Source organism: Streptomyces sp. NPDC088745, assembly GCF_044751045.1.
Classification (GTDB): domain Bacteria; phylum Actinomycetota; class Actinomycetes; order Streptomycetales; family Streptomycetaceae; genus Streptomyces; species Streptomyces cremeus.
The window spans coordinates 360,933-385,807 of the sequence record NZ_JBIVLB010000004.1; the positions used below are offsets into that span (position 1 = coordinate 360,933).

The 24,875-nt window shown below is 72.8% G+C and carries 16 protein-coding genes; 7 read left to right on the top strand and 9 right to left on the bottom strand.

The window, feature by feature from the left end; all coding sequences use genetic code 11:
- Positions 1–78 precede the first annotated feature (78 nt).
- The gene (ureC, locus tag ACIP93_RS14445; protein ID WP_401758492.1) at positions 79–2,124 is read right to left on the bottom strand and encodes an urease subunit alpha; all 2,046 of its coding nucleotides are present in this window, start codon (positions 2,122–2,124) and stop codon (positions 79–81) included.
- Positions 2,121–2,864, bottom strand: a complete 744-nt coding sequence (gene ureA / locus ACIP93_RS14450) for an urease subunit gamma (protein WP_401758494.1) — start codon at positions 2,862–2,864, stop codon at positions 2,121–2,123. Before ureA ends, ureC begins: the two co-directional genes overlap by 4 nt.
- A 769-nt stretch (positions 2,865–3,633) precedes the next feature.
- Between ureA and ACIP93_RS14455 the strand changes: the two genes are divergently transcribed.
- Genes ACIP93_RS14455 through ACIP93_RS14465 form a run of 3 tightly spaced genes read left to right on the top strand, consistent with a single transcriptional unit; the run spans position 3,634 to position 5,935 of the window.
- Positions 3,634–4,401 (top strand): LamB/YcsF family protein, encoded by a 768-nt coding sequence (locus ACIP93_RS14455; protein ID WP_401758497.1) that lies wholly within the window; start codon positions 3,634–3,636, stop codon positions 4,399–4,401.
- Positions 4,402–4,451: 50 nt separating this feature from the next.
- Entirely contained in the window at positions 4,452–5,066 is a 615-nt protein-coding gene (locus tag ACIP93_RS14460; protein ID WP_401758500.1) for an allophanate hydrolase subunit 1, read from the top strand.
- Positions 5,063–5,935, top strand: a complete 873-nt coding sequence (locus ACIP93_RS14465) for a biotin-dependent carboxyltransferase family protein (protein ID WP_401758503.1) — start codon at positions 5,063–5,065, stop codon at positions 5,933–5,935. The genes ACIP93_RS14460 and ACIP93_RS14465 overlap by 4 nt, the downstream gene beginning before the upstream one ends.
- Positions 5,936–6,026: 91 nt before the next feature.
- Here the strand turns inward: ACIP93_RS14465 and ACIP93_RS14470 are convergent, their stop codons facing one another.
- Together ACIP93_RS14470 and ACIP93_RS14475 are read right to left on the bottom strand one after the other, a co-directional pair.
- Positions 6,027–6,149, bottom strand: coding sequence for a hypothetical protein (locus ACIP93_RS14470; protein ID WP_401758505.1), 123 nt, complete (start codon positions 6,147–6,149; stop codon positions 6,027–6,029).
- A gap of 126 nt (positions 6,150–6,275) precedes the next feature.
- A complete protein-coding gene (locus ACIP93_RS14475; RefSeq protein WP_401758508.1) occupies positions 6,276–8,531 on the bottom strand; it encodes a GTPase-associated protein 1-related protein in 2,256 nt (751 codons plus the stop codon).
- A gap of 345 nt (positions 8,532–8,876) precedes the next feature.
- Between ACIP93_RS14475 and ACIP93_RS14480 the strand changes: the two genes are divergently transcribed.
- Both ACIP93_RS14480 and cpt read left to right on the top strand, forming a co-directional pair.
- On the top strand, positions 8,877–9,812 hold the full coding sequence (locus ACIP93_RS14480; protein ID WP_401758511.1) for an NAD(P)-dependent oxidoreductase: 936 nt from the start codon (positions 8,877–8,879) through the stop codon (positions 9,810–9,812).
- Positions 9,813–9,926: 114 nt separating this feature from the next.
- Entirely contained in the window at positions 9,927–10,484 is a 558-nt protein-coding gene (gene cpt, locus ACIP93_RS14485) for a chloramphenicol phosphotransferase CPT (RefSeq protein WP_345217730.1), read from the top strand.
- Between the two features lie 469 nt (positions 10,485–10,953).
- Here the strand turns inward: cpt and ACIP93_RS14490 are convergent, their stop codons facing one another.
- From ACIP93_RS14490 to ACIP93_RS14510, 5 genes are all read right to left on the bottom strand, one after another.
- Positions 10,954–13,983, bottom strand: a complete 3,030-nt coding sequence (locus tag ACIP93_RS14490) for an alpha-mannosidase (RefSeq protein ID WP_401758514.1) — start codon at positions 13,981–13,983, stop codon at positions 10,954–10,956.
- A gap of 500 nt (positions 13,984–14,483) precedes the next feature.
- Positions 14,484–15,770, bottom strand: a complete 1,287-nt coding sequence (locus ACIP93_RS14495) for a glycosyl hydrolase (RefSeq protein WP_401758517.1) — start codon at positions 15,768–15,770, stop codon at positions 14,484–14,486.
- Between the two features lie 60 nt (positions 15,771–15,830).
- Complete coding sequence (locus ACIP93_RS14500) at positions 15,831–16,643, bottom strand: carbohydrate ABC transporter permease (protein WP_401758858.1); 813 nt, start codon at positions 16,641–16,643, stop codon at positions 15,831–15,833.
- A 131-nt stretch (positions 16,644–16,774) separates the two neighbouring features.
- The gene (locus ACIP93_RS14505) at positions 16,775–17,776 is read right to left on the bottom strand and encodes a carbohydrate ABC transporter permease (protein WP_401758520.1); all 1,002 of its coding nucleotides are present in this window, start codon (positions 17,774–17,776) and stop codon (positions 16,775–16,777) included.
- A 14-nt stretch (positions 17,777–17,790) separates the two neighbouring features.
- Positions 17,791–19,137 (bottom strand): ABC transporter substrate-binding protein, encoded by a 1,347-nt coding sequence (locus ACIP93_RS14510; protein ID WP_401758523.1) that lies wholly within the window; start codon positions 19,135–19,137, stop codon positions 17,791–17,793.
- Between the two features lie 289 nt (positions 19,138–19,426).
- Between ACIP93_RS14510 and ACIP93_RS14515 the strand changes: the two genes are divergently transcribed.
- Entirely contained in the window at positions 19,427–23,767 is a 4,341-nt protein-coding gene (locus tag ACIP93_RS14515) for an NEW3 domain-containing protein (RefSeq protein ID WP_401758525.1), read from the top strand.
- Positions 23,764–24,861, top strand: a complete 1,098-nt coding sequence (locus tag ACIP93_RS14520) for a LacI family DNA-binding transcriptional regulator (protein ID WP_401758528.1) — start codon at positions 23,764–23,766, stop codon at positions 24,859–24,861. Before ACIP93_RS14515 ends, ACIP93_RS14520 begins: the two co-directional genes overlap by 4 nt.
- Positions 24,862–24,875 lie beyond the last annotated feature (14 nt).

A 24,875-nucleotide genomic window follows, 5' to 3' on the forward strand; every position in this document is an offset into this window, starting at 1 on the left:
AGGTACTGAGCTCAGGAAAAGGACTGCTTGCCGAGCAGGCGGTCCGGGGGAGGGGGCGCCGCCGGACCGACGGCATGCTCAGAAGAGGAAGTACCGTTGCGCCATCGGCAGTTCGGTCTCGTAGAGCTCCGGATCCCTCTGCGGGTGATCCTTGTCGAACATCAGCTTGTCGTCGGGCTCGTCGCCGTCGTCGGCGCCGTCCGCAAGGGCCTTCTTCAGCACGGTGCGGGCGTCAGTCGTCGTACCCCTGTTCGCGCCCGGTTCCCCTGTTCCGGGCTCTGTGCCCGTACCCGTGCCCGTGCCGGCACCCTCTCCGATGGTGACCTGGAAGGTCTCGGGGCCGATCTCGATCTCCGGCGACTCACCGTTGAGCTTCATGCTCCGCTTGGTCAGGCCGCGAGTGGACTTGGTCTCTTTCACTCCCTTGGTCAGGTCGTACTTCGCCTTGATGCCGACCGCCTCGGGCACCACGAAGTTGAAGGAGTTGCCTCCCGGGGCCCGGCCGCACGCCCCCCACACCGGGCGGGGCAGGTACGGCTGCGGTGTCGGGATCGACGCGTTGGCGTCGCCGACCTGCGCGTAGGCGATCTGTCCGCCCTTGATGACCATGTGTGGCCTGACGCCGAAGAACTTCGGCTCCCACAGCACCAGATCCGCGACCTTGGACGTGCCCAGAGGCCCGGTTGTCTCGACGGAGCCGACGTGCTCGTCGATGCCGTGGGCGACGGCCGGGTTGATCGTGTACTTCGCGATGTAGCGCCTGATGCGGTGGTTGTCGTGCCTGTCGGTGTCCTCCGGCAGGTGGCCGCGGCGCTTCTTCATGACGTGCGCGGTCTGCCAGGTCCGCATGATCATCTCGCCGATGCGCCCCATGGCCTGCGAGTCGGAGGACATCATCGAGATGGCGCCGGTGTCGTGCAGCCAGTCCTCGGCGGCCATGGTGGAGGGCCGGATGCGCGAGTCGGCGTACGACTTGTCCGCGGGGACCTCAAGGTTGAGGTGATGGCAGATGACCATCATGTACATGTGCTCGGCGACGGTGTTGACCGTCAGGGGCCGGGTCGGATTGGTCGACGCGGGCAGGACGCTTTCGTAGCCCTTGCCGACCAGTTTCATGATGTCCGGTGCGTGGCCGCCGCCGGCGCCTTCGACATGGAAGACGTGAATGCCCCGGGGCTCTCCGGTGCCGGGGTCCCTGGTGGCGTTGTAGGTGTCCTCGACGAACCCGGACTCGTTCATCGAGTCGGCGTGCAGGGCGACTTGGGCGTGATAGGTGTCGCAGATCTCCAGCGCCCTGTCGATGGCCGCGGGGGTGGCTCCCCAGTCCTCGTGGACCTTGAGGCCGATGGCGCCGGCCAGGATCTGGGCCTCCAGCGCCTCGTAGGAGATCGTGCCGCCCTTGCCGAACAGGCCGATGTTGACCGGGTAGGCGTCCAGGGCCTCGAACGTCCGCCGGAGGTGCCACTCGCCGGGCGTCACGGTGGTGGCCCGGCTGCCTTCCGCGGGGCCGGTGCCACCGCCGATGAGCGTGGTCACTCCCGACGCGAGTGCCTCGTGGATCTGCCCGGGGCCGATGAAGTGCACATGGGTGTCGATGCCGCCCGCGGTCAGGATCCGCCCGTTGCCGGAGATCACCTCGGTCTCCGGCCCCACCACGAAGTGCGAGGCACGCCCGCCCCGGTCCTCCTCGGCCGGGTAGGGCTTCGGTGTCATCGTTTCCGGGTTGTACGCCTGCCCGATCGCCTTGATCTCGCCGTCTCGCAGGCCGACGTCGGCCTTCACCACACCCCAGTGGTCGATGATCAGCGCTCCGGTGATCACCGTGTCCACCGGGTTGTGCGTGGTGTCGCTCCTCGGGAAGTGCGACTGGCCCATCGACTCCCGGATGACCTTGCCGCCGCCGAAGAGCATCTCGTTGCCGCTACGGCCCGGCCCCCCGCACCAGTCCTCCTCGATCTCGACGACGAGGTTCGTGTCGGCGAGCCTGACCCGGTCGCCCTTCGTCGGGCCGTACAGCGTGGTGTAATCCTGCCGCCACAGCGGCACCGGAGGACGCACGGTGAAGCTGAGCTCGCGCGGCGTCGACCGCGCAACACCACTCGCCTGGCTGGAGCCACCGCTCATCGGGCCACCGACCAATCGTCGTCGGTCTTGCCGCGTTGAAGTCCCTTGACCACTTGGTCTCCCCTGATGGGCACCACCCACACTCTGCACACGTGCTCCGGCTCGATCCGCTCCGACGTGCCGGCCGCGATGTGCAGCCGCTTCCCCTTCACGTCGGCCTCGTCGGTGCACTCCTCGTCCTTGAAGAACTTGAGGCACGCGTTGACGTCGCCCAGGTGGAAGTGGGAGCCGACCTGGATTGGGCGCTTAGCGGTGTTCTTCGCCCACAGCGGCCCCTCCCGCAGGGAGTCCTCGTGGTCGTCCGCGTCGAACGTCACCGCGTGCTGGCCGTCGTCCGCGAGAAGTTCGTACTTGCCCGGGTAGACCTGCGCACGAGGGTCCGCCTTGCCGAGCGGGTCCGGGATGGTCACCAGCTTCGTGCCGTCCTTGAACGTCGCTTCGACCTGCACGTCGCGGATCATTTCCGGCAGGCCGTCCATGACCTTGAAGTCCGTCAGGTCGACGCCGGCGGTCTTGCTGGGGATCTTGAGCGACTTGGCCACATCGCTGAGTTTGGTGTCCATGAGTTCCGCGACCGTCTTCGTGCCGTGGCGGGCCTCCTCCAGCACGTAGGCCGCCAACAGTGCCATGACCTCCGGGTAGTTCAGTGCGAGATCAGGCTGGCGCCTGAGTCGCCGTTCGGCCAGATCCGCCGCGACACGGATCATGAGCCGTTCCTGCTCGTGGGGCGTCAGGTGCATGCGGGTTCTCCTTCCTGGTTCGGCGTGACGTGCGGCGGCGAGTCACCGAAGGAGAAACCGGTGCGGACGCCACTCATGTGCTCAACGACCCAGGCAGGGATAAAAGCGGAAGTAGTACATGCATTCATGCTTTCGGATGTAGCTTGATCAGCGAGTCTTCAGCGCCGCCCTCGTCGGGTACTACCTGCGACGGCTTCTGCCGCGCCCCAGGGATGCCGGCTCGTTCTCAGTCGCTCGCTCTGCGGTGCTCCTGGTGCTCGGCTGGACACAGGCGAAGCGGCGCTGCGGCGTCGTCCTTCGCGCGCGCTCGTGCACGTCCTGCTGGAGCGGCGCGGTCAGTTGGCAGAGCAGTACGCGTCGCAGCGCTCCCGAGTCCCGGGCATGCAGGGAGATCAACTGCTGTACGTACGGGCCGGGGTCCGCCGCCGTGACGGGGCGCACGTGCCGGATCACCTCGGTGTCCACCCGCTGCCATCCGCGTGGAACCCCTGGCACGTACAGGCCGCCGAGTACGCGCACGGTCTTCCCGACCCCCACCGGGTGCCCCAAGGCCGCGTGGACCTCACCTGTGATCGGCCATCCCGGCGCGTGCCGTCACGGACGGATACGGAATAGGGAAACCTCCCCGGCCCGGAGCGAGTTGTTGCACAGATCCCGACCGTAAGATATTGCTCAACAATCCCACAATGGGTTTCGCGTGCGACGGGGTGCGTCGTCGGCCCCCGCCGCCCTGGTCCGGGAAACCCTGCCGACATCGCGGAGGTCTGACATGACCGACAAGCCCGGCGTCATCGATCTGAACGCCGATCTCGGGGAGGGGTTCGGACGGTGGACCCTTACGGATGACGAAGCCCTGCTCGCCGTGGTGACCAGTGCGAACGTCGCCTGTGGGTTTCATGCCGGTGATCCCGTGACCATGCGCCGAGTGTGCGAGACAGCCGTCGCGCGAGGGGTGCGGATCGGGGCGCAGGTGTCGTACCGGGATCTGGCGGGCTTCGGGCGGCGGGCGATGGATGTTCCGGCGGAGGAGTTGGCCGCCGAAGTCGCCTATCAGGTGGGGGCGTTGGACGTGTTCGCGCGGGCCGCCGGGGGTCGGGTCGCGTACGTCAAGCCGCACGGTGCGCTCTACAACCGCACCGTGCACGACGCCGAGCAGGCTGCCGCGGTCGTGGCCGGTGTGCGGCTGGCGGGTAGGCTGCCCGTGCTCGGGCTGCCCGGGTCGCGGCTTCTGGCGGCGGCGGAGGGGGCCGGACTCCCGGCCGTCAGCGAGGCGTTCGCGGACCGGGCGTACACCGCGCGGGGGACGCTGGTTCCGCGCGGGGAGCCGGGGGCGGTGGTCCATGATCCGGACGCGGTCGTCGCCCGGGCCCTGGCGATGGCCACCGAGCACGCGGTCACCGCCCTGAGCGGCGAGAGGGTTTCCGTTCGGGCCCGGTCCCTGTGCCTGCACGGGGACACCCCGGGGGCGGCGGGGCTGGCCGTGCGGGTGCGGGACGAACTGGTGCGTGCGGGAGTGGAGTTGGGGGCGTTCGCGTGAGGGGAGGAGTGCGTGGGGGTGGAGCTGGAGGTGGTGCTTCGCCCCTTCAGGTGTTTGCCGTCGGGCGCCGGGCCCTCCTCGTCGAGCTCGGCGACCTCGCCGGCGCCCAGGCCCTGCACGCCGAGGTGCTGCGGCGGCGGGCCGCCGGGACCCTGCCCGCCGTGCGGGACGTCGTGCCGGCCGCGCGGACCGTTCTGCTCGACGGCGTCGAGGACCCGAAGGGGCTCGCGGCCGAGATCCGGGCGTGGGAGATCCCGCCGCTCACCGCTGACGCGGGACCGCTGATCGAGATCCCGGTCCGGTACGACGGGCCCGATCTGGCGGAGGTCGCCGGGCTCTGGGGAGTGCCCGTCGGGCGGGTCCCGGCGATCGTCGGCGGGCTCGAACTCCGGGTCGCCTTCTGCGGGTTCGCCCCGGGCTTCGGCTACCTCGGCGGGCTGCCCGAGGAGCTGCGTCTGCCGCGCCGGGCCACCCCGCGCACCGCCGTGCCCGCCGGGTCCGTCGCCCTCGCGGGCGAGTACGCGGGCGTCTACCCCCGCTCGTCCCCCGGCGGCTGGCAACTCGTCGGGTCCACCGACGCCGTCCTGTGGGACCCCCGCCGCGAACCGGCCGCCCTGCTCGCCCCCGGCACCCGGGTGCGCTTCACCGAGGAGCCCCGCACGTGAACACCGCCGCCGTCCTCGACGTCGTACGGGCCGGAGCCCTCACCACCGTCCAGGACGAGGGGCGTCCGGGCCAGGCCCACCTGGGGGTGCCGCGTTCCGGCGCCCTGGACGTCCCCGCCCACCGGCTGGCCAACCGGCTCGTCGGCAACCCCGCCCGCGCCGCCGCCACCCTGGAGACCACCCTCGACGGCGTCGCCCTCCGCCCCCGTACCCCCGTGATCGTCGCGGTCACCGGCGCGCCCGCCCCGGTGCGCGTCGACGGGCGGCCCGTCGCGTGGGGGGCGCCGGTGCGCGTTCCGGCCGGGGCCGTCCTCGACGTCGGGCGTGCGACGGACGGGCTCCGTTCGTACGTGGCGGTGGCGGGCGGCGTCGACGTCGAGCCCGTGCTCGGCAGCCGGGCCACCGACCTGCTCTCCGGGCTCGGGCCCGCCCCGCTCGTGGACGGTGCTGAACTACCGCTGGGCGCCGCCCGCTTCACCCCGCCCGCCCCGGACGCCGCCTCGTTCCGGGCGCCGCCCCGCGAGCTCGTCCTGCCGTTGTTCCTCGGTCCCCGCCACGACTGGTTCACCCCCGAGTCGCTGCGGACCCTCGCCGGGGGCGGCCATCGCGTCTCCCCGGCCGCGAACCGTATCGGCCTGCGTACCGAGGGGCCCGCCCTCACCCGTGTCAAGGAGGACGAACTGCCCAGCGAGGGAATGGTGTTGGGGGCCGTCCAGGTGCCCCCGGACGGCCTTCCGGTCGTCTTCCTCGCCGATCACCCGGTGACGGGCGGCTACCCGGTGGTCGGCGTCGTCCCCGAGCGGTGCCTCGCGGCGGCCGCCCAGGCGGTCCCCGGCACCCCGGTCCGCTTCACGGTGCGGGACGCCTGACGGCTGTCGCGTACCGGGTCACCGTCGCCCCCGGAGGGCGGCCGCCGGCCGGGCCGTCGCCCCCGCACTCCCGCTGTCACGGGCAGGCCGCTCAGCCGCCCGGCCCCGAGCGCGCCGGCGGGGTCTCGGGCGGGGGCGCGGCCTCCTGGGCGTGGCCGCGCAGGGCGAGCAGGTAGCCCGCCTGGAAACGGCTGTCGGCGCCGAGCTCGGCCATGAGCCGACCGGTACGGGAGCGGGGCGTTTCCCAGCGCGGTGTCAGTGCCCGGCGGAGGTGTGCGGCCGGTGCAGGCACTTGCGCGGGGGGCGGCACCCGGGTGGGCCGTGGGCGGGAGGGCGTCGGTCAGCGGCGGCCGAAGCGGCGGGCCAGGCGGCCCAGGGTCCCCCCTGGCCTGTGCCAGGCGCGGAAGTCCGCCGCATGCGTCCCGCCGGAACGGTCCAAGTGCTCCAGGAGGGAGGCGATCTCACGACTCGTCATGTGTTGCAGCGCCGGTCGCAGCACCTCCTCCAGCAGGGCGCCCCGCGTCTCGTCCCACACCCCGCTCGCCCCCACGTGCGACGTCCACGCCACGAAGCAGTCCGCCGCGTAGGAGGGCGCGGTCCGCAGCCGGTCCAGGAGCGGGGCCGTGCGGGCCGCCGTCCCGTACGCACCGATCAGGTCGGCGTCCCCCGACCGGGCGAGCGCCGACAGCTCGCCCACCGGACGCTGTTCCGCCAACAGGTCCCGCGCCACCAGCCCGAACGTCCGCCGGAGGACGGTCGGCTCCACCGGGTGCGCCGCCGATCTCAGCGTGAGCGCGGTGGCCACCGGCCCCGCTCCCGCCCGCCCCTCGGCGAGGGACTCCGCGAACTCCAGCATCCGCAGCGCCCCCAGTTGCCGCGCGTCGATCTCGTGCGGGAAGCACCGGATCAGGTCGGCGGCCAGCGGCGTCACGTCGGGGTCGTCCGCCGGACCCTCCAGCGCGGCCCGGATCAGCTCGGGATAGGTCCCCGCCGTGCGGTGCGCGTCCGAGCCGGTCTCGCCGAGGATCCACCGGGCCTCCTGCGGCGTGGGCAGCAGGTTCTCGGGCCACACCAGCCGGAATCCGGTCCGCAGCACCAGGGGTTCGACCATCGGCGACACCCCGGCCGCCCGCAGCACCGTGTGCAGCGTGGACTCCCGGTCCTCGTCGGAGCCCTGCCGGGAAGCCCCCGGCAGCGAGTAGGCGGCGCACATCCGCAGGTGGGGCAGCCCGTCCGGGACGCCCCGCACCAGGTCCGCCGTGTGCAGCAGCCGCACCACCGAGAAGGGGTTGTCCGGAGCCAGGCCGTCGAGGTGGAAGAGGAGTTGGGCGTGCAGGTCCGTGTGGCGGTCCAGGGCCTCGCGGACCGCCGCGCTGCGGGCCCGCTCCGGATCGGCGAGGAGTTCGTGGGCGAGCTGACGCGCCAACTCCGGTACGGCGGCCGGGTTGTCGTCCTCCGCCGCGAAGAGCGCCGCCAGCGGGGCCAGGATCTCGGTCGGCACCTTGCCGTCGACGCGCTCGGCGAGGCGTGCCAGGGCGTCGAGTTCACCGTCCGGGCGGGGCCCGGGGACCGGCGCGCACAGGGCTCCGACCAGGGCCGGCCAGTCGGAGGCGCTGAGCCCGTCCGCGTGCTGCTCGGCCCACCGGGCGGCAGCCGTCCGCCCTCGCGAGTCCAACGGCACCCCGGCGCTCAGCGCGGTCGCGGCGAGCGGTCCCTCCTCGAACTCCCCGTTGGAGAGCGAGGGTTGGGCGGCGGCACGCTTGAACAGCTCGGGCCGCCCCGCCCGCCACACCTGCGCGGCCACCGCGGCCCACGCGTCGTCGCCGCCGCGGGCCGGTCCCGCACCCGTATCGGAGGAGTCCGGCCCCGCACCCGTATCGGAAACCGCCGACCCTCCGTCCGTAACGGACGGGACGGACCCCGCGCCCGTGACCGACGGGCCGGAATCGCAGCGGTGGACGCGGAATCCCGCCGTCGGGAACACCACGTCCGGCGACGTGCCGATGATCTGCTGGAGCGCGTGCTCCGGGCGTTCGGCGTACGTCGTGAAGGTCAGCCCGTGCGCGTGCTCCCGCGGCAGGGCGGCCCCCACCACCGCCACCCAGCGCGCGATGTCCGCCGGGTCCTGTGCCACCAGGACCACCGGCTGCGCGCCCGGGTCCTCGCACAGGGCGCGCACATCGGCCAGCACGCCCGCCAGCCGCCCCCCGCACGCCGCCGCGAAGGCCGCGAGCCCCTCCCGGTCGAAGAAACCGGCGGCCGGGGTGAGCAGGTCGAGCGGCTCCGGGGTGCTTCCCGGCGCAGGCGCGACAGGCGCCCAGCGCGGCGAGTCCCACGCGGTGACGGGCAGCGCGCCGCCCGGCAGGCGCTCCCCGGCGGGCAGGTGGACGGCGTGGGTGTGCGCCGCGCCGGACTCCGGGTCCGTCGTCGTACGACTCAACAGGCGGCTGCCGTCGGACAGTTGGGTGAGCGAGAAGGCCGGGGCGGGGAACGCCGCGAGGACCTCCTCCGCCTCGTCGAGCAGCTCGCGGGGGACGTCGGGGCTGACCGCCGTGAACCCGGCGGCCGAGGTGTAGTGAAGCTGGGCCAGGCTCATGCGGGTCGCTCGCTCCCTTGGTGCGGTGGGTGGGACGACGGTGGTGTCGTGCCGGGCGTACCTCGACAGGGACGTCGTACCGGCGGACCTCCATGATCACTCGTCCCTGCGACGGACCCATACCAGCAGATCCCGGCGCTGCTTGCTGCGCTTTGCGGGATTTTCATGCTCGTAAGGGAGCGGAAACGGTCGAGGACGGCCCGGTCGCGCTCGTGGGCCTCCTCCTGCTGTCGGCGGCCCGTCCCGCCCCCGCCGGTGTCCCCGGGGTGCGGAGGTACGAGAATTCTCGAACCCGTCACGTGTGAACCCACGTCTGAACCCCACGTCTGAACCCAGGAGTCCGTCATGACCACCCCCCGGCCGGTCGTCGCCGTCCTCGGCACCGGAATCATCGGCGCCCCCGTCGCCCGCAACCTCGCCCGGGGCGGCTTCACCGTCCGCGCCTGGAACCGCACCCGCATCAAGGCCGACGCGCTCGCCGCCGACGGCGTGCACGTCGCCGACACCCCGGCCGACGCGGTCGACGGGGCCGACGTCGTCCTCACCGTCCTCAACGACGGCCCCCGCGTCCTGGAAGCCGTCCGTGCCGCCGCCCCGAAACTGGCCGCCGGCACGGTCTGGGTGCAGGTCAGTACGGTCGGCGAGGACATCGACGCGATCGCCGCGCACGCCGCCGAGGCAGGGCTCGTCCTCGTCGACGCCCCCGTGCTGGGCACCCGCCGGCCCGCCGAACTCGGCGAGCTGACCGTCCTCGCGGCGGGACCCGAGTCCGTACGGGAGACGGTCCAGCCGCTCTTCGACACCATCGGCTCGCGCACCGTGTGGGTCGGCGAGGACGGCGCCGAAGGCCGGTCCAGCCGTCTCAAGCTGGTCCTCAACACCTGGGTCGTCGCCCTCACCAACGGCGTAGGCGAGGCCCTCTCGCTCGCCAAGGGGCTCGACGTCGACCCGAAGCTCTTCCTGGACGCCATCACCGGCGGGCCGCTCGACAGCGGGTACCTCCAGGGCAAGTCCGGGGCCATCCTGACCGGCGACTTCACCCCCAGCTTCAGCGTCGACAACGCGGAGAAGGACGCGCGGCTCGCCGCCGAGGCCGCCCGCCGCACCGGCCTGCGCCTGGACGGCATCGAGGCGGCCCGCGACCGCTTCGCGCGCGCGTCCGCGCAGGGGCACGGCGGGGAGGACATGGCCGCCGTGTACTTCGCGAGCTTCGAGGGGGAGGGGACGGCCGGGGACTCCGACGGGTCCGGCCGTTCCGCGGACGCCGGGCCGCGTGCCTGATCCCGGGGTGGGGGGCGGCCCGGAAGCCCGGGTGGCGGAACGGCCGACCACCCCCGGGGCAGGGCGGGCGGAACTGCCTGGCGGCGGTCTTCCGGGCCCCCTACCGTGGCGTGCATGACGACGCAGATGATCGTGCTCAACGGTGGTTCCAGCTCGGGGAAGACGGGCATCGTCCGCTGCCTGCAAGCGGTGCTGCCCGATCCCTGGCTGGCCGTCGGCACGGACGTGTTCGTCGATCTGCTGCCGCTGTCGATGCGCGAGCCCGAGGCGGAGGGGGCGGGTTCGGGCAAGGGGCTGGTGATCGCCGCCGACGGGACGGTGACCGTGGGGGAGGAGTTCCTGCGGTTGCAGGACGCGTGGGTCGCCGGCGTCGTGGCGATGGCGCGGGCCGGGGCCCGGGTGATCGTGGACGAGGTGTTCCTCGGCGGCGGGGCCGGCCAGGAGCGCTGGCAGAAGGCGCTCGGCGGGGACGTCGAGGTGCTGTGGGTCGGCGTGCGGTGCGACGCGGAGGTGGCGACGGGGCGGGAGATCGCCCGCGGCGACCGGGTGCCGGGGATGGCTGCCGGGCAGGCGGGACAGGTGCACCGGGGGATGCGGTACGACCTGGAGGTCGACACCACGCACAGCGAGTCGCTGGAGTGTGCGCGGCGTATCGCGGCGCACGTGAAGTGAGGGGGCGGGGGCGGGGTGGCCGGCCCCGGTCCGGGCCCTGCACCCGGAGTGCTCGGCCGGCCGGGCGCGGGGCACAGGGAGGGCGGAGGTCCCCCCGGCACCGGGTGCCGGTGAGTCGCCGCGCATCTCCATCACCCGGGTACTTGAGCTCCGCGACACCTGTCCCTTCCGGTGCCGGGGGCAGAGGAGCCGCCGCGCACCTCCCCTGCCCACACTCTTGGGGACCTCAACCCCGCGTCATCCCCAGCCTTCCGCCGCCGGGTGCCGATGAGCGGCTCGCACATCCACCACCCCACGGGCACCGGAGCCCTACGTCACGCGTGACCTCCCTGGCGCCGGGTGCCGACCAGCCGCCCGGCGCCTCCACCTCCCCCCCCGGGGGGGGCCTCATTCCCGTGTCATGCGCAGCCCCCGGCACCGGGTGCCGATCAGCCGCGTCGCACCTTCGCCTCCCGCCCCGGGGAGGGCCTCAGCCCCGTCCCACTCGCAGCGTCAGGATCTGGAACGGTCGCAGGGACACCTCCACCTCGCCCCCGGCGCCGAGCGCATACGTCCCCGCCTCCGGCAGTGCCCGCTCCAGCAGGTCCGTCTCCGTGACGGACGACGCCGGGAAGTCCACGGTCAGCGTTCCCGTCGCCCGTCCGCCCGCCGACTCGTAGAGCCGTACGACCACGTCCCCGCTTCCGTCCTCCGCCAGCTTCACCGCCTCCACGACGATCCGCTCGTCGGAGACGCGGAACAGCGGCGCGACCTCCGCGCCGGAACCGGACACCGTCCGTTCCGGAAGGTTGATCCAGTGGCCCTCGCGGACCGCGTCCGTCACCGAGGCCCCGGGCGCGAGCGCGAAGCGCAGCCGGTGGGAGCCCTGGTCCGTCTCCGGGTCCGGATAGCGCGGAGCCCTGAGCAGGGAGAGGCGGACGGTCGTGGTCTGGCCGCCGTCCTCCCGTACGTCACGCGTCACGTCGTGCCCGTACGTCGAGTCGTTGACCAGCGCCGCGCCCCATCCCGGCTCCTCCACCTGGATCCACCGGTGCGCGCAGATCTCGAACTTGGCCGCCTCCCAGGAGGTGTTGGTGTGCGTCGCCCGGAAGACGTGCCCGAACTGCGTCTCCGCTGCCGACCGGTCCGCCTTCACGTCCAGCGGGAACGCCGCCTTCAGGAACTTCTCCGTCTCGTGCCACTCCACGTCCGTCTCGATGTCGAGCACCTTCGCCCCGGCCCGCAGGGCGAGCCGCTGGACGACTGTCGACGCGCCGAAGGAGCGCGACACCGTGACCGCCGCCAGGTCCTCGCCGGACGCGGTGAGTTCGAGGGAGTCGACCGCCGTCAGGTCCGTCACGTTGTGGCGGTAGAACTCGTCGATGTCCCACGCGTCCCACATGTTCGGGAAGTCCGGGTGCACCTGGAGGAGGTTGGCCGCCAGGCCCGGCGCGACGGCCTCCCGGCCGCTCTCGACGTCGTACGCCGACACGACCAGCCCGCGCCCGTCGATCACGACGCGCAGCCGCCCGTTCGCCAGCTCGAAGCCGCCGTCGCGGGCGGCCGCCGTGACCGCACGGGCCGTACGCGCCGGAACGGCCGCAGCTCCCATCGCCGCCACCGTGTTCCGTTCGTGCGGGGCCGAGTTGAAGACCAGGGGAGCCGAGCCCTCGCCCGCGAGCGCCGTCTGCGCGGCCAGCGTGATCGCCTCCAGCTCCGCCCGCACCCGCGCGTACGTCTCCCGCGCCTCCCGGTGCACCCAGGCGATCGACGAACCCGGCAGGATGTCGTGGAACTGGTGCAGCAGCACCGTCTTCCAGATCCGCTCCAAGTCCGCCCGCGGGTAGGAGAATCCGGGCACGCGGACCGCCGCCGTCGCCGACCACAGCTCCGCCTCGCGCAGCAGCGACTCGCTGTGCCGGTTGCCCTGCTTGGTCTTCGCCTGCGAGGTGTACGTCCCCCGGTGCAGCTCCAGGTACAGCTCGCCCGCCCACACCGGCGCGTCCGGGTACTCCGCCTCCGCCTTGGCGAAGAAGGCCGACGGCTTCTCCACCGTCACTTTCGGCGAGCCCTCCAGGTCCCGCAGCCGCTCCGCCCGCGCCAGCATCTCGCGGGTGGGGCCGCCGCCGCCGTCGCCCCAGCCGAAGGGGGCCAGCGAGCGCGAACCCCGGCCCTTCTCACGGTAGTTGCGGGCCGCGTGCGCCATCTGCTCGCCGCCCAGGTCCGAGTTGTACGTGTCCACCGGCGGGAAGTGCGTGAAGACGCGCGTCCCGTCGATGCCCTCCCACCAGAAGGTGTGGTGCGGGAACGTGTTCACCTGGGACCACGAGATCTTCTGCGTCAGGAACCACTTCGACCCGGACAGCTTCACCAACTGCGGCATCGCGGCGGTGTATCCGAAGGAGTCCGGCAGCCAGACCTCGTTGGTCTCGATGCCGAACTCGTCCAGGAAGAACTTCTTGCCGTAGAGGAACTGGCGCGCCATCGCCTCCCCGCCGACCATGTTGGTGTCCGACTCCACCCACATGCCGCCCACCGGCACGAACTGCCCGTCCGCGATCTTCTTCTTGACCTTCGCGAACACCTCCGGCCGGTGTTCCTTGATCCAGGCGAGCTGCTGCGCCTGCGACATCGCGAACACGAACTCCGGGTGGTCGTCCATGAGGTTGACCATGTTGGACGACGTCCGCGCCACCTTGCGCACCGTCTCGCGCAGCGGCCACAGCCAGGCCGAGTCGATGTGCGCGTGCCCGACCGCGCTGATCCGGTGCGCGGAGCGCGAGGCGGGCGAGGCCAGTACCTCGGCCAGTTCGGCGCGGGCGCGGGCGGCGGTGCCCGCGACGTCCGTCAGGTCGACCGCGTCCAGACAGCGCTCGACGGCGCGCAGGATCTCCCAGCGCCGGGCGTCGTCCTTGGAGAGGTTGCGCATCAGGGAGTCCAGGACCTCCAAGTCCTGGACCAGCTCCCAGACTTCGGTCTCAAAGACCGTCAGGTCCATCCGCTCGATGCGGTACAGCGGGTCCTGGCGTGCCGTCAGGCGGTCGCCCTCGTACGTCGGGGCGTGGTCGACCAGGATCGGGTTCGAGGACGCCTCGACATAGAGCAGCACTTCCTCGCCGCCCGTCACCCGGTCCCCGCCGATCCGCACCCAGTCGTTGCGCGGATTGAGCGCCTTCACGGCCTCGCCGTCGGGGCGGTAGACCAGGCCCTCGCACTGGAAGCCCGGCATGTTGCGGTCGAAGCCCAGGTCGATGACGGCCTCGACGGTCTTCCCCGCCCACTCGGCGGGCACCCGCCCGGTCACCCGGAACCAGGTCGTGCCCCACGCCGGCCCCCACGGCTCACCGGCCGCGGCCGGACCGTACTCGGCGGCCAGCCCCTCCGCCACGGGCACCGGCTCGCCCGGTGCCTCCCAGCGTTCGACGGTGAGCGGGAGGGGTTGGGTGTGGACGGCGGGGCGGATGCGGTCGCGCAGTACGCGCTGGAGGCGGTGTTCCACGATGCTGCGGTCGTCGTGCATGGGGTTACTCCGTAGGTGATCGAGGGGATGGTGCCCCTTTCAGGGGCGCGGGGAACTGCGCGACCAGCCACGCACTCACCTGCACGGGAACCGTGCGCTGGCCGCGCGGCGAGCGCTTTAGGTGGAGGGGCGGGTCCGGGGCCTCTTCTGCCCGAGCCGGGCGGGGCTGCCTGGTCCGGTGCCGGGGTTGAGCTCTCGGCTTTGGCGGGGTCGCGCGTCCGGCGCAGGCGCTCGGGCAGGGGGGCGGCACCCGGGTGGGCCGGGAGCGGGAGGGGCCGCCCCCTTGCCCGCCCGTCCCGCCCCCTTGGGGCGGCCCCGTCGCCCAAGGGGGCGGGGGTGGCAGGGCGGCCGTGATGCCCGAGGGAACGGGGACGGGAGGGCGGCCCCGTCGTCCAAGGGAGCTCGCGGGCGGCAGGGTGGCTGCGATGGGCAAGGGGAGGGGGCAAGGAAGCAAAAGTGAAGGGGAGTCGAAGCGGGCGAGGGTGCTTCGGGGGAGCGGGTCACGGGGAAGCGAGACGCGTGCGGCCCGGCACGTCCGGCACCCGAAGCAGCTCCTCGATGCCCCGCTCCGCCAAGTACCCCCCGTCCTCCGCCCGTTCCGCCAGCACCACCCCCGCCCGCACCCCCTCCGCGGCCAACCGCCCCCACGCCTCGAAGAAGTCCCCACCGGGCGCGCACACCTCCCGGCCCGGGGCCGTCTCCGCGTCCCCCACGTCGAGCACCAGCGCGGTCGTCCTGCGCACGGGGGCGGGAGCCGTGCCCGCCCGCACCCGCGCCGCCATGTCCCCGAGCGCCTTGCCCTGCGGCTTCACCACCCGGTCCGAGGTGAGCAGCCCGAGCCCGTACTCCAGCTCGGGGAAGTCCGCCAACGACCGCGACACGTCGTGCGAACACCACCAGGTGACCCCGTACACGTCCGCACAGCTCAAGACGTTCTCCACGGTCTCCGTCACGAACTCCGCCGCGTGCTCCGCCGGTATCAGCGGCGCCGGGGCCCCCACCTCCTGGAGCCACACCGGCCGGCCCGCCGGCGCCCACGCGCGCGACAGCTCGACCAGGTACTCCGCGAGGTGGACCGTCGCCGCCCCCGTCCGCCCGTGCCGCTGCGCCGTCCCGTTGAACACCCACGAGTGGATCGTGGTGATGTCCCCGAGCCGCGAGGCATGCGCCGGGGTGAAGGGGTGCCCGGGCTGGAACCACACCGCGTCGTACTCCGAGTGGGTGTGCAGCTTCCCCGGCGCTCCGCGCTCGCACGCGGCGAGCAGCCGCTCCAGCCACCGTCCCGCCTGCTCGTACGTGCACGGGTCGGGGTCCGGATGCGGCCGGTCGGAGAACTGGTTGACCTCGTTGCCGAGCGTCATGCCGATGAAGTTCGGCCGGCCGGCCAAGGACGACGCGAGCGTCTCCACGTACCGTGCCTCCGCCTCCACCACCTCCGGGTCCGTGAACATGTTCCGCCGGTGCCACGTCGTCAGCCACGACGGTACGAAGTCGAAGCTCGACAGGTGTCCCTGGAGGGCGTCCACCGCGACGTCGAGCCCCCGCTCGCCCGCCGCGTCCACCACCTGTCCGAGCTGCTCGACGGCCCGCCCCCGAATCAACGACCGGTTCGGCTGGAACAGCGGCCACAGCGCGAAGACCCGCACGTGGTCGAGCCCCAGTTCCGCCAGAGAGTCGAAGTCGCGCCGCACGTCGTCGAGTTCGAAGTCCAGCCAGTGATGGAACCAGCCCACCGACGGCGTGTAGTTGGCCCCGAAGCGCGGGCGCGGAGGTACGGCGGCGTTCATCTGCGGAATCCCCATTTCACGTGCGCGGAAAGGAAGTTCGGAGAAGGAAGGAGGGGCGGGTCAGGTTTTGATCGCGCCCTCTCCGACCCCCCGGAAGAAGTACCGCTGCAACGCGAAGAACAGCAGCAGCATCGGCAGCAGCGCGGCCATCGCCCCGGCGGCGATCAGCCGCTGGTCATTGACCGTGGTGGCCCCCGCCAGCGTCTTCAGCCCGAGCTGCAAGGTGTAGTTGTCGCTGTCCGTCAGCACGATCAGCGGCCAGAGGAAGTCGTCCCACGCCCCCATGAAGCTGGTGATGCAGACCACCGCGAGCGCGCCCTTGGCGCTCGGTACGAACACCCGCCGGAACCGCTGCCACTCGTTGGCCCCGTCCAGCACGGCCGCCTCCTCCACCTCCTTCGGCACGGCGAGGAAGGCGGCCCGCATGATCATCAGGTTCAGCACCGACACGGCGCCGGGCAGCCACACGCCCACCAGGGTGTCCACCAGACCCATCTCCCGCACCGTCAGGAACATCGAGATCATCACGGACTCGAACGGGAACATCAGCGTCGCGATCAGCACGGTGAACACCGTCTTGCGCCCCCGCCATCCGGCCCGCGACAGCGCGTACCCGCCCATCGCCGCGAACAGGCAGTTGGAGGTGATGGCCAGCGCGGCGACGACCAGCGTGTTCCCGACGTACTGGAACAGCGGGAACGCCTCCGCGACGCGCGTGTAGTTGTCGAGCGTGGGGTCGCTGGGCAGCACCCCCTCGTACACGTTCTCGCCACGGCCCTTGAGCGAGGTCAGGAACTGCCAGACGATCGGCCCGACCAGCACCACCAGCATCAGACACAGCGTCAGGTACCGGCCGGACAGGCCGACGACCACCCGCCTGCTGTACCGCTTCGGCTTCCGGGCGCCGGCGGCCGGCTCCTCCGGGCCGGCCCCCGCGACGGCCTGCGTGCCGGCCTCCGCGGCGGTCTGTGCGGCAGCCTTCGCGGCGGCCGGGCCTGTCGTGCTCAATTCTCGTCCCCCTTGGACAGCCGGTGTCCCAGCACGCTGAACACCAGCGTCAGCAGGAACAGCAGAATCGAAATCGCCGCCGCGTACCCGGTCTCGCCCGCGAACCCCAGGCCCACCTGCCGGATCAGGAACGGCAGCGTCCGGGAGTCGCCGCCCGGACCGCCGCTCTCGCCGCCCAGGATGTAGATCTCGGTGAACACCCGCAGCGCGGAGATCGCCGACAGCGTCCCCACCAGCAGCATCATCGGCTTCACCGTCGGCACGGTGATCGAGAAGAACCGGCGCACCGGCCCCGCGCCGTCGATCGCCGCGGCCTCGTACAGCGAGGTCGGCACATTCCCGAGCGCGGCCAGGTAGAAGACCATGTAGTAGCCGAGGCCCTTCCACACCGTCACGATCATGGCCGAGACCAGCAGCATCGTGGAGTCGGTCAGGAACGGAACCGGCTCGCTGATCAGGCTCAGCTTCTGGAAGACCGTGTTGACCAGCCCGTCACTGCGCAGGATCCACTGCCACATCAGTCCGACCACCACGGCCGACGCGATCACCGGCGTGTAGAAGGCCGACCGGAAGAACCCGATCCCGGGGATCTTCTTCTGTACGAGCACGGCCAGCGCCAGCGGCAGGAACACCAGGCACGGCACCACCACGACCGTGTAGACGACGCTGTTGACCAGCGCCAGCCAGAACGTGTCGTCCTGGAGCGCCCGCACGTAGTTGTCGAATCCCACGAACCCGCCGCCCCGCAGGATCTGGGCGTCCGTCAGCGACAGGATGACGGTGTTGACGAACGGCCACAGGCTGAACAGGACCACCAGGGCCAGCCCCGGCAGCAGGAACAGGTACGGCGTCCACCACCGCCGGTGCACCAGCCCCGGCTCCTGGCCCGTCTCCTTCTTCGGCCGCCGCGCCCGCCGCGCCCTCGGCGGGCCCGCGACGCGGCCGGCGTCCAGCGTCCCGGCGGCCGCGCCCCGTTCCGTACCAGCGATCTGCGCCATGGTTCGCCCGCCGCCTACTTCTGCTTCTGCTCGGCCTGCTGGGCCAGGATCTTGTTCGCCTCGTCCTGTGCCTTCGTCAGCGCGGTCTTCGCGTCGACCTCGCCCTTGATGGCCTTCTGCATCTCGCGCACCACCGCGTCACCGATCTGGTTGGTCCACTCGACCGGCGTGTTCGCGTCGAGCTGCGCCTCCTTCAGCTCCTCCGCGCCCAGGGCCCGCGCCAGGGTCTCCGGGTCCTTGCCGTCGCCTTTGTCGGAGAAGTACGGATCGGCCAGGCCCTTCGCGTTGGAGGGGTAGATCGCGACCTCCTTGGAGAAGGCGACCTGGTTGGGGCCGTTCGTCACCCACTTCGCGAACTCGGCCGCCGCGTCGGGGGACTTGGTGTCCTTGCGGACGCCCAGCGACTGCGTGTAGATGCCGATGTGCCCCAGCACTCCGGTGACCGCCTTCGCGACCTGCGTCTTGGCGTACACCTTCGGCGCGTTCGCCTTCACGTCCCGGATGAAGCCCGGCGAGCCCGGGCCGAAGACCAGCTTGTCGGCGCCGTAGAGCTGGCTGGTGTCGTCGGACTTCGTCAGCGACTCCTTGGGCATGGCGCCCTTGGCGTACAGCTCCTTCATCCGCTCGATCCACTCGACGGCCTTCGGCGTGTCGAAGGTGAAGGCGTCCTTCTCGGCGTTGAGGACCGGCACGCCCATCTTCTGCCAGTCGCCGGGCAGCCGGGACTTCGGGTCGGCCATGAAGACCGCGTACTTGCCGCCGGACTTCTCGGTGATCCTCTCCGCGTAGTCGAAGAACTGCTCCACCGTCGTCGGCGGCTTGTCGACGTCGAGCCCCGACTTCGCGAAGAGGTCCTTGTTGTAGGTGAGGATCTCCGGCGTCACGTACCAGGGGTAGGCGAACACGCCCTGCTCGCCGTTCAGTTTGTACTGGTCCCACGCGCCCGGCACGTAGTCCTTCTGCACCGCCGGGTCCAGCTTGGCCACATCGGCCAGCATGCCCCGGTCGGCGAGGAGCTGGAAGGAGTCGGTGTTGAGGTTGACGACGTCCGGCAGCGCGCCGGCCTGCGCGTCCGCGACGAGCTTCTCGTTGTAGCCGTCGCCCGGAACGTCCTCCCACTTCACCTTCACGTCCGGGTACTTCTTCTCGAACGCGTCGATGACGCCCTGGACGTACGCGGTGAAGGTCGGCTTGAGCTGCAGCGTGCGGAAGCTGATCTCGCCGGACACCTTGCCCGACTTCTCGGGCTGTTTGACATCGTTGTCAGAGCCGCTGCCGCCCAGGCCGCAGGCGGCGGTGGACAGCAGGGCTGCCGCCGTGGCGGTGGCGATGGAGATGCGGGACAGTCGCCCACGGGACATCGTCGTTCCTCCTCTTCGCACCGGCCGCGCTGCCGGATCGCGCAACACACGATGGAACGGCGGAAGACATTCGTCAACAGGTAGGTCCGCGTGGGTTTTTGCGCGTCGCTGAGCTGGACTAAAGCGGTTGAGCGGGGAGTTGACAGCCGATGGTGGGCACGGTAATGCTTCTTCGCGCCAACGCGGTTCAGCCGGTCGTGCGCCCTGGGTGCGCCGCCCCTCTTGCCGTGTGACCGCTCATGCGGTTCAGCTTCTTCTCGCCCAGAAACGAACGGAGTTGGGGGAACGGGTGGACGGCAGGCGTACCGGCGTCACCATCACGGGTGTCGGGTCCCCGAGCCTCTTCACCGGCCCCGAGGAGCGCCCGTTGCAGGTGGTGCGGGTGGGGGTGCGGCGGAGCCGGCCGGTCGGCCCCCTCGTCGTCTCGCTCTCCGGTCCACGCGTCGAGACGCCTCATCCGCGCTGGCTGCGTGCGGACGCGGTGGAGGCGTACGCGGGGGTGGACGCGGCCTCCGAACTGCCGGGCACGTCGGGCGACTTCGCCCGGGACGAGACCGTCGAGGTCTCCGTCGACCTGCGCGGGGCCGCCCCCGGCAGCCGCCTGCCCGCGACCGTCCGCGTCAGCACCCCGGGCGGCACGGTCCTCGCCGCCCGCTCCTGCGAACTGACCGCCGCCGAACCCGGCTGGACCGTCCGCCTGGTGCCGCACTTCCACTACGACCCGCTCTGGTGGAACACCCAGGCCGCCTACACCTCCCAGTGGGACGCCCCCGCCCGGGAGGGCGAGCCGCAGAAGGGCTGGGAGTACGTCGGAGTGCCCGCCTTCACCCTCGTGCCGCTGCACCTCCAGCAGGCGCGCGACGACCCCGCGTACCGCTTCGTCCTCTCGGAGATCGACTACCTCAAGCCGTTCTGGGACACGCATCCCGCATACCGGGACGAGCTGCGGCGTCTGATCGCCGAGGGCCGCCTGGAGATCGTCGGCGGCACCTACAACGAGCCCGCCACCAACCTCACCTCCGCCGAGACCACCGTCCGCAGCGCCCTGCACGGCCTGCGCTTCCACCGGGACGTCCTCGGCGCGGACCCCCGCACCGCCTGGCAGCTCGACGTCTTCGGCCACGACCCCGGCTTCCCCTCGCTGATGGCGGGCGCGGGCCTGGACTCGGCGGTCCTGGCCCGCGGTCCGTACCACCAGTGGGGGCCGATGGCGGACACCTGGGGCGCCGCGCTGCGCCCCCCGACCGCCATGCAGCTCCCCGCCGAGTTCGAGTGGATCGGCCCCGGCGGCGGCCCGGGGCTGCTCCTGCACTACCTCCCGGCGCACTACTCCGCCGGCTGGTTCTCGCACGCCGAACCCGACGCGGACGCCGCCGCCGCCGAGCTTCTGGAACTCTTCGAGCTGCTCAAGCAGTCCGCCGCCACCCGCAACGTCCTCATCCCGATGGGCACGGACTTCTCCTGGCCGCATCCCTGGGGCCCGGCCGTCCAGCGGGACTGGGCCGCGCGCTACACCTGGCCGAAGCTGGAGCACGCCACTCCGCGCGAGCACTTCGCCGCCGTGCGGGCCGAGCTGGAGTCCCGGGGCGAGCGTCCGCTCCCGGTGACGCGCGAGATGGGGCCCGTCTACACCGGCAAGGACGTCTCGTACGCGGACGTGAAACAGGCCCACCGCGCCGCCGAGAACCTCCTCCAGGAGGCCGAGACCCTCGCCGCCCTCGCGCACGCGCACAGCGGGCTTCCGTACCCGCAGGACGCCCTCGACAAGGCCTGGCGGCACCTGCTGCACGCCGCCCACCACGACGCGGTCACCGGCACCTTCTCCGACCAGGTCTACCTGGACCTGCTGCCGACCTGGCGCGAGGCCCATGAACTCGCCGAGGAGGTACGGGAGTCGGCGCTCCTCGCGCTGGCGGGGGAGCCGGCGGGAACCTCCGTCACCGTCGTCAACGCGCTGTCGTGGGCGCGGACGGACGTCGTACGGGTGGAACTTCCCGGACTCGCCGCGCGGGCGGACCGGCTCGCCCTGCGCGACGAGGCCGGCGGACTCGCGCCGGTGCTGGTGGAGGGCGTCTCCCCGGAGGGCGCGGTCGGCATCGCCTTCCTGGCGGTGGACGTGCCGGGGCTCGGGCAGCGCACCTGGTCGGTGGTCACCGACGGGACGGGACTGTCCGGAGGGTGGACCGTCCAGGAGGGGGCCGCACCCGTCGTGCGGAACCAGGCGTACGAGGTCGAGGCCGATCCCGCCCGGGGCGGCGGCCTGTGCCGGGTGACCCGACTGGATTCCCCGTGCGAGGTGCTGACGGCGGGGGAGGTGGACGGGCTGGTCGTGCAGGACGAGTACCCGGCCCATCCCTTCTTCGAGGAGGGACCCTGGCACCTGCTGCCCAAGGGGCCGGGGGAGTCCTCGGAGTCCGCGCCCGCCGACGCGGTGCGGGTCGAGCGCTGCCCGATCGGACGGCGCATCGTGGCCTCGGGGCGCACCGGCCCGGTGGAGTGGACCCGTACGACCACATTGTGGGACGGCGTGGACAGGGTCGAACTGGGTACCCTCGTGCGCGACTTCACCGGAAGCGACCAGCTCGTCCGGCTGCGCGTGCCGGTGGACGTGCCGGGAGCGCAGCCCGTCGCCGAGACGGCCACGGCGGCGGTCGGGCGCGGCTTCGCGTTCCCCGAGGCCGACACGGGCGCCGACCGCACCCGGGCCCCGTGGACGCTCGACGCCCCGTGCCTGAACTGGTTCGGCCTCTCGACCATGACCCGGGCGGTGCTGAGCGGCCCCGACGGATCGGCGGCCGGCACGCGGGCGCTGGGCGCGGGCGAGATCGTCCTGCCGGACACCGGGCCGCCCGAGGGGCTGCGGGAGTGCGTCACGGCGCTGGGCGCGCTCGGCGTGACGACGACGCCCACCCGGCCGGACGGGCCGCGCTGGGGCGACCTCGCGGTCGACAGCAGCCTGCCCGACTTCCGGCTGGCCGTCGGCGGCCCCGACGCCAACGCCTTCACCGCCGCCGTGCTGGCCGCCGCCGACCCCCGGTACGCGGACGCCGTGCGGAGCGGCGCGCCGGTGGTGTGGGTGCCCGCGCTGCGGCCGCTGCGGGAGACCTGGCGGCCCGGGTGCGACCTCACCGGGGTGCGGGACCTGCCGGTGCTGGTGCTCGCGGGCTCCCTCACGGAGTTCACGGACGCGCTGGTGCGCGAGCACCGCGTGGCGGCGCTGCATCCGCTGCCGCGGGAAGGGGCCCGGGAGTGCGCCGAGGCGGCGGACCGCACGGTCGCCCTGCTCGTGCGCGGCACGCCGGGCTGCGCGGTGGACACCCGGGGCCGCCTGCACAGCTCGCTGCTGCGGTCGTGCACCGGCCGGCCGAGCGGCGCGTGGATGGACCCGCCGCGCCGCACCGCCCCCGACGGCAGCTCCTTCCAGCTCCAGCACTGGACGCACGAGTTCGCCCACGCCCTGGTGGCGGGCGCGGGCGACTGGCGGGACCTCGACCTGGTGCGCAGGGGACGGGAGTTCAACTCCCCGATGGCGGCACGGGCGACGGGCGCGGAGCCCGGGACCCGGCGCTTCCTGGCGGTGGAGGGGCTGCTGGTCGAGACGGTGAAGCGGGCGGCCGACGGAGGGCTCGCGGTACGGCTCAGGGAGGCACGGGGGCGGACGGCCACCGGCACCGTGCGGGCGCCCTTCCCGGTGACGGCCGCGGCCCGGGCCGACCTCCTCGACGTACCCCGGCAGGCACTGGCGGCGGACGCGGGCGACGGCGCGTACCGGGTGACCCTCGGCGGGAACCGGTGGACCACCCTGCACCTCGCCCTGCCGGACGGCCCGCGCCCCACCGCCGTGCACCGCGAGCCGCTGCGGCCGGGCTTCAGCCGGTACTGGCTGCACAACACCGGCACCGCCCCGCTGGGCGACGCGCCGTACGCGGTGACGGTGACCCCGGACGCGGTGACGGTCGCCTCCGGCGGCCCGGCGGGCGATGCCACGGTGACGGTGCGCGCGCCCGCCGGCTGGGAGATCTCCTGGGCGACGCGGACGGTCGCCCTGGAGGCGGGCGGCCACGAACGGCTGCCGCTCTCGGTGGAACCGCCCCACGGGGCGCCGGGGGGCGACTACGTGGTGCGGGTGACGGCGGAGTTCCAGGACGGCACGGCCGTGGAGGACAGCCTCACGATCACCGTGACCGGCGACGGCGGGCCCGCGCCCGGCATGGGCGACGGCGGGTCCCCGGCACCCGGCGCCGGTCGCGGCGGCCCCGTACCCGGGATCGCCGTGACGGTGCCCGAGGGCCCGGTCCGCATCGTCGCGGGCGCGAGCGCGCCCCTGCCCGTCCGCCTGTCGAACACGCTGCGCAGCGCGCTCCGGTGCGAAGCCGTCCTGGTCTCGCCGTACGGTGGCTGGCAGGTGGCCGGTCCCCGCTCGTGCGTCGTCGACGTCCCCGCGGACGGCTCGGCCGAGGCCCGCTTCACCCTGCGCCCGCCCGTCACCACCGCACCCGGCAGGTACTGGGTGCTGGTCAAGGCGGTCGGGCAGGGCCGCGTCGCGTACAGCGCGGCCGTCGACGTACGGGTGGGAGCACCCGCCCCCGGCGCACCGCACCCCGCCCCCGAGAGGACCCCCGCCCCATGACCGCTGCTGCCGCGTCCGGTGACGGCGCCCGGCCCCGTCCGGCGCGCAGGCCCACCATGAAGGACATCGCCCGCCGCGCCGGAGTCTCCGAGAGCGCCGTGTCCTTCGCCCTCAACGACCGCCCCGGCGTCTCCTCCGACACCCGCGAGCGGGTGCGCAGGGTCGCCGAGGAACTGGGCTGGCAGGCCAACAGCGCCGCCCGCGCGCTCTCCGGCGAACGCTCCGGGTGCGCCGGACTGGTGCTGGCCCGCCCCGCGCACACCCTCGGCGTCGAGTCGTTCTTCCTCCAGCTCGTCTCCGGCATCCAGGAGGCGCTGTCCGCGCGCCGGGTGGCGCTGCTGTTCCAGGTGGTGGAGGACCTGGACACCGAACTGGCGGTGCTGCGCCGCTGGTGGGCGGAGCGGCGCGTGGACGGCGTCCTGGTGGTCGACCCCAGGACCGAGGACCCCCGGCCCGGCCTGCTGGCCTCCCTGGGGCTGCCCGCCGTCGTCATCGGCGGCCTGGAGGCGGACCGGCACCACGCGGAGACCCCGCTGCCCGTCTCCAACGTGTGGGCCGACGACGCGGGGGCCATGGCCTCCGTACTGGACCACCTGTACTCCCTCGGGCACCGCCGCATCGCGCACGTCGCCGGAATGCGCGGCCTCGCGCACACGGAACGGCGCATCGTGTCCCTGCGGGCGGAGGCCGCCCGCCGCGGCCTCACCGGGGAAGAGGTCCGTTCGGTGGCCACCGACTACTCCGACGCCGAGGGCGCCGAGGCCACCCGCCGCATCCTCGACGAACCCGCGCGCACCCGGCCCACGGCGATCGTCTACGACAACGACGTGATGGCCGTCGCGGGCGCGTCCGTGGCCGCCGGACGCAGTGTCTCCGTACCCGCGGAACTGTCCGTCGTGGCCTGGGACGACTCGGCGCTCTGCCGCGTCACCCACCCCCGGCTCACCGCCCTGGTCCGCGACACCCCCGGCTTCGGCAGGCTCGCCGCGCAGGAGCTCCTCGCCGCCCTCGACGGCGCGCCCGTACGCAGCGTCCAGGGCGAACTGCCGCACCTGGAGCCGAGGGAGAGCACGGGACCGCCGCCGGGCGAGTGATCCGCCGGGCACCG